The sequence below is a fragment of the Lachnospira sp. genome (assembly GCF_016290755.1).
In the GTDB taxonomy this organism is placed as follows: Bacteria; Bacillota; Clostridia; order Lachnospirales; family Lachnospiraceae; genus Lachnospira; species Lachnospira multipara.
In genome coordinates this window covers 35362-44251 of sequence record NZ_JAEEVD010000016.1, presented here as the reverse complement: position 1 = coordinate 44251, position 8890 = coordinate 35362, and the positions used below count along the sequence as shown (strand labels likewise).

The 8890-nt window shown below is 33.9% G+C and carries 7 protein-coding genes; all 7 read left to right on the top strand.

The annotated features are described in order from the left end of the window. Positions 1–263, top strand: a 263-nt coding sequence (locus tag QVA17_RS05860; RefSeq protein ID WP_287387039.1) for a flagellin, incomplete at its 5' end; no start/stop codon positions are given. Positions 264–632: 369 nt separating this feature from the next. Beyond that, a complete protein-coding gene (locus tag QVA17_RS05855) occupies positions 633–1454 on the top strand; it encodes a flagellin N-terminal helical domain-containing protein (RefSeq protein WP_027430885.1) in 822 nt (273 codons plus the stop codon). A 225-nt stretch (positions 1455–1679) separates the two neighbouring features. Then, complete coding sequence (locus tag QVA17_RS05850; RefSeq protein WP_287387037.1) at positions 1680–3977, top strand: motility associated factor glycosyltransferase family protein; 2298 nt, start codon at positions 1680–1682, stop codon at positions 3975–3977. Next, a complete protein-coding gene (locus QVA17_RS05845) occupies positions 3955–5013 on the top strand; it encodes an N-acetylneuraminate synthase family protein (RefSeq protein ID WP_287387036.1) in 1059 nt (352 codons plus the stop codon). The genes QVA17_RS05850 and QVA17_RS05845 overlap by 23 nt, the downstream gene beginning before the upstream one ends. A 63-nt stretch (positions 5014–5076) precedes the next feature. After that, positions 5077–6219, top strand: a complete 1143-nt coding sequence (neuC, locus tag QVA17_RS05840) for a UDP-N-acetylglucosamine 2-epimerase (protein ID WP_287387034.1) — start codon at positions 5077–5079, stop codon at positions 6217–6219. A gap of 13 nt (positions 6220–6232) precedes the next feature. Further along, positions 6233–6934 carry an acylneuraminate cytidylyltransferase family protein gene (locus tag QVA17_RS05835; RefSeq protein WP_287387033.1) on the top strand — a complete coding sequence of 234 codons (702 nt, stop codon included), beginning with the start codon at positions 6233–6235 and terminating at the stop codon, positions 6932–6934. A 9-nt stretch (positions 6935–6943) separates the two neighbouring features. Beyond that, positions 6944–8884, top strand: a complete 1941-nt coding sequence (locus QVA17_RS05830; protein WP_287387031.1) for a glycosyltransferase family protein — start codon at positions 6944–6946, stop codon at positions 8882–8884. The last annotated feature ends 6 nt before the right edge of the window (positions 8885–8890 follow it).

The following is an 8890-nucleotide window of genomic DNA, read 5'->3' as shown; positions in this document are numbered from 1 at the left end:
TTACAAAGGTGCAGGCAGCTATTGATAAGGTATCAACTCAGAGATCTACACTTGGTGCTTTACAGAACAGATTAGAGCACACAATTAACAACTTGGATACTACTAAAGAAAATACACAGGCAGCTGAATCACGTATTCGTGATACAGATATGGCTTCTGAGATGGTAGAATACTCAAAGAACAATATTCTATCACAGGCAGGCTTATCAATGCTTTCACAGGCTAATCAGGCTAACCAGGGTGTACTTTCAATTCTCGGTTAAAAGAATACTACTATAGAAGAAGGGGGTCGATGCATATCGGCTCCCTTTTTTTTAATGTTGTAACTTGCTCTGCAATATATTTTGTAAAAATTAAAATTTTTCTACAAGAAGGGTTAAGTTTTTTTTATTTACTCCGATAAATATACTGTAAGTGATAAACAAGGTACCCAAAAAGAAATTCACTTAATTCTAGTCCTACCCAGACTAAGAATAAAAAATACTTAATGAACCCAATTAAGTAAAAGGTATAGCAAATAGCAAATTTTTAAAAAGCAAATTAAAAGAAAAACAGTTAAAAAGAAAGAAAGTAAAAAGCATATCAAAAGTAAATTAATTATGGAGATTTTCTAAATCAAGGAGGAAACGATTATGGTAGTACAGCACAATCTTTCATCAATGAACACTAACAGACAGTTAGGCGGAGTTTCAGGAGCATTATCAAAGGCAACAGAGAAGTTGTCTTCTGGTTATAAAATTAATAGAGCAGCTGATGATGCAGCAGGTCTTTCAATTTCAGAAAAGATGAGATCACAGATCAGAGGCCTTACAAGAGCATCAGATAATGCACAGGATGGTATTTCACTTATCCAGGTTGCTGAAGGTGCTTTAAACGAAGCTCATTCAATCTTACAAAGAATGAATGAATTAGCAACACAGGCAGCAAATGATACTAATACACTAACAGATAGAACAGCTCTTCAGTCAGAAGTAGATCAGCTTGTATGTGAGATTAATAGAATTAAGAGTACTACACAGTTTAATACACAGAACCTCTTAGATGGTACATTTACAGGAAAGAATCTTCAGGTTGGTTCTATTTGTGGACAGGCAATTACACTTAATATTACAACATTTAGTGCAGGTACAAATGGTCTTGCAGTAGATCAAGTAAAATTATCTAGCTTTACAGCAGCTGGTTGTGCAATGGCAGCAATTCAGTTAGCAATTGATAAGGTATCAACACAAAGATCTACACTTGGTGCTGTTCAGAACAGACTAGAACATACAATTAACAACCTTGATACAACAACTGAGAATACACAGGCTGCTGAATCACGAATCCGTGATACAGATATGGCAGAGATGATGGTTGAGTACTCTAAGAATAACATCTTAGCTCAGGCAGGTCAGTCAATGCTTACACAGGCTAACTCTCAGACACAGGGTGTATTATCACTCTTACAGGGTTAATAAAAAGACAATTACGATTTTTGATAAAAATAGACAGTATCATAAATCTCTTTATAAATTTCAAATCCTTCAGAAGGGGAGCCAGTCTTTTGACTGGCTCCTTTTCAGTAATTGAAAAGAAACTATTTATATGGTATTATAAAGTTAGTTTAAACGTGTTAAAAATTTAATAAAATACAAATATTTTTAAGATGAATATCTTTTAAAAGCTAGAATGGAGGAAATATGACAACTAGTGAAATTATATCTGTAGCTAAAGGACTGTATACTAATGCAAATATAGATAATGACTATATAAATAAACTAAATATGGTTTTTAATGAGTTGTTAGAAATAGCCAATGTTACAACAGATTCTATAAAAAGAAATGTTTTGTTGCAAATGATTATGGATTTAAAAGATAATCTTGAAAGCGGTTTTAGGTCTAGAAGTGCGGATATAATTTTTGAATTCTTAGCTACAATTGAGGGAGAGAAAAGAATAGAAAAAGATATTGATAAAGAGTTTAACAGGAAAACTCTGATTGATACATTTAAAGAGAATTTAAAGGTGTTAAGTAAATATAATCATTCATTGTTCATTGGATTAATGAATGAATTATATCCCGAAGATTGTCTTATAGAAGGAAAAATTAGTGAATCAGATGTTGAACATGTTATAAATGAATTTAGTAAATATATAGATAAATATAATGGAGAATTTATAGATGGCAAATTTGTTGATCGTGTGGATTTAGACAAAATGGATGAGATAAATAGAAATAATCTTTATATGAATCCAGAAAGACAATACGATTTTGATTTGGATTATTGTGGGAATAAGTCTATAAAGATTGTGGAAAAAGATAAGATTTTTTTCCTTCCTAGTGGATATGATAGCAATTTAGAAGCTGATATTTTATTTAATGACTCTAATTACCAGGTTGATACAGCATATGTTTTAGTAGGGTTGGGAAATGGCAGTATTTTAGACTATTTTCTAAAGCATACTAATATAGATAATGAAATTATATGCGTGGAACCTGATATTGAAGTCTTTATTAAAACGATGCATATTTATAAATTTCCAAGTCAAAAAGAAAGATTAAGATTTTACATTTTTGTTAATGGAATTAATGATCGTAATCTGGAAGGTGTATTTCAATCGATTGTTACACCACAAAGAATTCCTGTTACAACTATAGTTACAATTTCTAGTTATTACTCTAGTTATTATGATGAAGTTAAAAAATTTAATGACAGGTTTCAAAAAGCAGCAAAGTGGAACACGATGAACCTTAATACTAAGGTTTTTAGAGGGGCTAATGCTGTTGAAAATATTATCGAAAACCTTCCAATATTAATTAAAAATAGTAGTATCTATGACTGTGTAACATGTATGAAAAGTTACAAAGATAGAACGGCTTTTATAGTTGGTGCAGGACCATCTCTAGATAAAAATATCGATGAGCTAAAAAGAGTGAAAAATAAAGGTATTATTATAGCAGCTGATACTGCTGTAAAAATATTATTAAATAATGGAATAGTTCCAGATATGATGGTTACTATTGATGCGATAAAAAAGAAGGAAACATTTGATGATGATAGAATGAATGATATTCCTATTTTGACAGGTGGAGAAGCCTTAAATATCGCAATAAAGAATCACAGATCAAAACTCTTTTTTCTAACAGATTTAGAATATGTTAGATATTTTATTTTGAAATATGATAAGCCAGATATATTTTTTAGCACTGGAGGTTCAGTTGCGACTTCTGCAATGTTTTTTTCATACCTTGTGGGCTTTAAAAGAATTGTAATGGTAGGCATGGATTTGGCTATGACAAAAATGAAATACCACGCTAGTGATATTTATAATGAGGGAACATTTGAATTAAATGATCCTAATATAGTTGAATGCGAGTCTTATGATGGATCTAAAGTATATTCAACTTTAGATTTAGTTGCTTATGCAGAATGGATTGAAGAGAGCTTGAGTAAATTTAGAGATAGCGAAGTAATTAATGCAACAGAGGGCGGATTAAAAATTAAAGGAGTTGAAAATGTTACCCTAGACTATGCTGCTTCTTTGGTTGAAAATGAGTTAGAAGTGGATTTTTCTAAAGCGTTAGCTGAAGTTCCTATAACCTTTACAAGCAAGGAAATACAGGAAATCTTAGAAATAAATGCATCTTATGTTGAATTTGCTAAAGCACAGGATAGAAAATTGAAATTATTAATATCCGATTTAGAGCATGCTAAAAATGAGTTCGAAATGGGGAAAAAAGTGGATTTTACACCGCTATTTGATAGAATTCATGAATTTGATGATAGTAGGAGAAATGATGCTTTTCAGGATTTGGTTTCTATTAAGGCAAAGCAGAAGGAAAAGGAAATAGCAGACGGAGTTATTAATTTTAATAAAAAAGCTGCTGATGATAGTACGGAGGAATTATTAGAAGCAGTAATAAATATGTTAAAGGCAACACTTGAAGCAAACAAGGAAGTGGGGGAAAAGTTTAGTGAGGTCTACAAAAAAGTTTAATATTGGAGATATTACTATTGGAGGGGATGGTAAAGATAAGGTTTTAGTTATCCCTGAAATAGGAATTAATCATGAGGGCAGTTTAGAGACAGCTAAAGAAATGGTGCTTTCTGCTAAAAGAGCAGGAGCTAGACTTATAAAGCATCAAACTCATATTGTGGATGATGAAATGAGTCATATGGCAAAGGAAGTTATTCCTGGTAATGCTAATGTCTCAATTTATGAGATTATGAAAAGATGTGCTTTAAACGAAGAAGAGGAACTTGAATTAAAAAGATATACAGAGGAGTTAGGAATGGTTTTCTTATCGACTCCATTTTCAAGGGCAGCAGCTAGGAGATTAAAGAAGTTTGGAGTTAGTGCCTTTAAGATTGGGTCGGGAGAATTAAATAACTATCCCTTAATTGAAGAAATAGCAGAATATGGGAAACCAATGATTGTCTCAACTGGTATGAATAGCATGGATTCTGTGGATAGAGCTGTTAATATACTTGAAAAGTATGGGGTTGATTATGCGTTAATGCATACAACAAATTTATATCCAACTGATCCAAAACTTGTAAGGCTTGGAGCAATGGAAGAGATGATGGAACATTTTCCTAATATTCCTATTGGACTATCAGATCATACATTAAATAACAATGCTTGCATAGCTGCTATGGCGCTTGGGGCAAATTTAGTAGAAAGACACTACACAGATAGAAAGGATAGAACTGGGCCGGATATTGTATGCTCCATGGATGAAGGAGAGTTAAAAGATTTAATAGAGGCTGCAAATACTATTCCTTTAATGTTAGGTGGAAAAAAGGAGGCTGCAAAGGAAGAACAGGTAACTATTGATTTTGCTTTTGCAACAGTTGTAACTATTAAGCCGATTAAAAAAGGAGAGATATTAACTAAGGAAAATCTTTGGGTGAAAAGGCCAGGAACCGGGGAAATCAAAGCTAAGGATTATGAAGGGATTCTTGGGAAAAAGGCGATGATGGATATTGAAAATGACTGTCAGCTAACTTGGGACATGATCGAGGAAGACTAGAGTTTCTAGCTTATGGCTAGGTTTTAAAGAAACTAGTAGGAAAGACTAAAATGGGTGGAGCAAATGGAAAAATGTCAAAAGAAAATCGTTTTTGTAACGGGGACAAGAGCGGATTATGGAAAAATTAAAGCATTGATTTCAGAAGTGGAAAAATCTTCATCTTTTGTAGCCTATGTGTATGTATCAGGTATGCATTTAATTAAGAATCTTGGATCTACTTATAGAGAGGTTTTAAAGGATGGATATAGTAATGTCTATGTAGATTTTTCTCAAAGAAATACTGGAGATATGAGCTATGACCTAGGCAGTGTAATTTGTAATTTTACCAATTATGTAAGCCATGTGAACCCAGATTTAATTGTGGTCCATGGAGATAGAAACGATGCCTTGGCTGGGGCTATTGTTGGAGCTCTAAAAAATATTAGAGTGGCTCATATTGAAGGAGGCGAGCTTTCAGGAACAATTGATGAATCTATAAGACATGCCATCTCAAAATTTGCTCATATACACCTGGTTTCAAATGAGGGTGCAGAAAAAAGATTGCTTCAATTAGGGGAGTCAGAAGAGAGAATCTTTATTATGGGATCTCCTGATATTGATGTTATGCTATCAAAGGATTTGCCAAGTCTTAATCTTGTAAAAATAAGATATGACATTCCTTTTGAAAATTATGGAATTTGCATGTATCACCCGGTAACTACTGATTATGACAATTTACATTGGAAGATAAAAAATTTAGTGGATTCTTTAATTGAGTCAGAGAAAAACTACGTAGTTATTTATCCTAATAATGATTTTGGTTCAGAACTTATTCTTAATGAATATAGAAGACTTGAAAAAAATGGACATTTTAAAATATACCCATCCATTAGATTTGAATACTTTTTAACCCTTTTAAAAAATGCAGAATTTATGATTGGGAATTCTTCTGCAGGAGTTAGGGAAACTAGTGTTTATGGGGTACCGGCAATTGATCTTGGCAGCAGACAAACTAATAGATATAGTTTGAAAGACTCTAATGTGCAGCATTGTAATGAAGATAAGGGAGAGATTTTAGAGGCGATAAAAAACGTCGGGAATTATAAGATCACGAGGAATGATTTTGGTCTTGGAGACTCCAGGGGGAAATTTATGGAGATTCTAAGGCGTGATGAAATATGGAATTTTGATATTCAGAAACATTTTGTAGATAGGAATATTTACTAAGGTAGGTGTAGCTATGATTAATGGTAAGAAAGTTTTGGCATTAATTCCAGCTAGGGGAGGAAGTAAAGGAATTCCAAATAAAAACATTTTAGAAATCAACAGAAAGCCCTTGATTGCTTACACAATCCACGAGGCGCTTAGCTGTGATTATATTGATGCGGTGGTGGTATCAACAGATAGCGAGGCTATTGCAAAAGTTGCCACAAAGGCGGGAGCAGAAGTTCCCTTTATGAGGCCAGAGGAGTTAGCAGGAGATAAGGCAAAGTCCATAGATTCTGTCTTGCATGCGATTACTATGTTAAAAAACATGGGGAGAGAATATGACTATGTGGTTTTACTTCAGGCAACTTCCCCACTTCGTAATGCCTCAGATATTGCAGGAGCCTTAAAGACCTTTGTTAAAAATGAAGAGAAGGGATTAGCTTCTGTTTCAGAGGTTTTAGAGTCACCAATTCTTATGAGAAAATTTGATGAGAAGGGAAAGCTAGTAAATTTAATTGAGGGCTCAAGTACTATGAGAAGGCAGGATATGCCAACCTTTTATAAGGTAAATGGTGCAATTTATATAAATAAAGTTGAAGAGCTTACAAAGGATACAAGTCTTAATGACAATGAAGTTGGTTATATTATGGATAGAACCCACTCGGTAGATGTGGATGATTATGAAGATATTGCAGTTGTTAATTATTATCTTGGCGCACTAGGAAGGAAATAGGGTAGTTAAATGAACTGGATAGAGCTTAATAAGTCAAAAGCACTAGTGACAATGGTAGTTATTGTCAATGATTATGATTATCTTGAAAATGTAAAGAAAAAGGCGAATGAGTTAATAAACGAGGCGCCTTTACTTAACTTGAGCTTAATTGGCATATGGGATGATGAGGAAATTGACAATTACGCTAAGGCTAAGAATAAGGCCATAAAATATGTCTCTACAGAATATGTAAGCTTTGTAAGGGATAGTGATTTTGTTGCGGACTACTATGAGAAGGATTGGTTAAAACTTCTATCTAGTTGTGAAAAAATGTCGGACTTTGAGTCAAACCCTGTGGAAAACTACAGCTTTGAAAGAATAATTATGCTAACGGCCTCAAGACTATCAGGCCTTGTGGTGCAGGTGGAAAGCATAAAGACCTTAGGAGGCTTTAATGAATATCTACAGTCAGCAGAGGAGTATGAGTTACTTACTAGACTTAAGGAATATGCACCTTTTCTTTCAAAATATGCCTTTGTAGCTAAATTTTCAAACTTCGAGTCAAAGCCTATCTTTAAAGAGGACTTTATGACCTATGCTTATTGTCTTATTAGGTTTAAGGATTATTTAACTAAGCATAAGCTCTGGAATCAGGCCTTGATTCGTAAAGCTAACTGGGCCATTACCTTTGAACAGGAAAAGGAGTTTGAAAATATCCTCTTTGGTATCTTAGGGGATGAGAAATATTTTAAAAAGATAATGTCAAAATACGATCCAATTCTTATTGTAAATGACTATGAATACCTTTGTATTGATGTATTAGAAAGCTTTACAAAGGATTTTTATGAGGCTTGCAAGGCTAGTGGCAGAGCAGTAATTGTAGTTAATGGACATAATAGAGATTTGATTTATAAAGCAAGAAATATGCATATAAGTGCGGTTCTTGGTATTCAATCAGGTATTTTTTCAGATGTAGACCCTAATAAGTTAAACATCAATAGTTTGGATTGTCCGAAGTTTATTAACATTTTCGATCATCCACTTTATATAAGCTATCTGTTGATGTTTGTGGTGGATAGGTTCTACTGCTTAGCTTGCGATGGGGACTATGCAAAATTTGCCAAGTCAAACTTTAACTCTGTTAAGGATTCCTTTATCTGGTATCCCGGAGGTAAGATGGCTAAGAGCCTAAAAGCAGCTTCTAAGGATATGGATATTGATGAAAATAGAGAATATGACGTAAGTTTTCTTGGTAGCTTTACAGATTATAGAAGCTTGATATCTGATTTTTACAAATTGCCAAAGGGGGAGCGAATTATTGCCAATGTCATGCTTAGAATCTTAAGAAAGGACTCTTCTCTTAGCTATGACAAGGCCTATAAAAGGGCTATTGATGAGCTCTTTAGAGAGGATGAGTATACTCATGAAATCTATAATGAGAGAAAGCAAAGGCTAGTAACCATGCATCATCTCTGGCCGGTGGCAAGGCTTGTAAGTGCTTATTATAGGGAGAAGGTTATTAGAAAACTCCTTGATGATGGCCTTACAATTCATGTCTTTGGAAATAGCTGGAAATCTCCAGTTTTAAAGGACTACAAGAAGCTCATTATTCACGAGGAACTAAACTATAACGAAGCCCTTGAGGTCTATGCGAAATCTAAGATAAGTCTTAACATTTTCGCATGGCACAAGGATGGCCTATCGGAGCGAATCTTTAACGCTATGTTTAATAACAGCTTGTGCGTGACGGATAGTTCAAAAGCTTTAAAGGAGAACTTTAAGGATAAGGAGGAGCTAATAGTTTATGAGCTAGATAAGCTAGAGGAGCTCTCAGAGACTATTAGGTATTATCTAAGCAATAAAGAGGAGCGAATTAGGATAACTAATAATGCCTATGAAAATGTAAAGGCTAATCACAGTTGGAAGAAAAGAGTTCAGGAGTTTGAGGATATTCTTGAAAATGTAGACTAGAGGGGA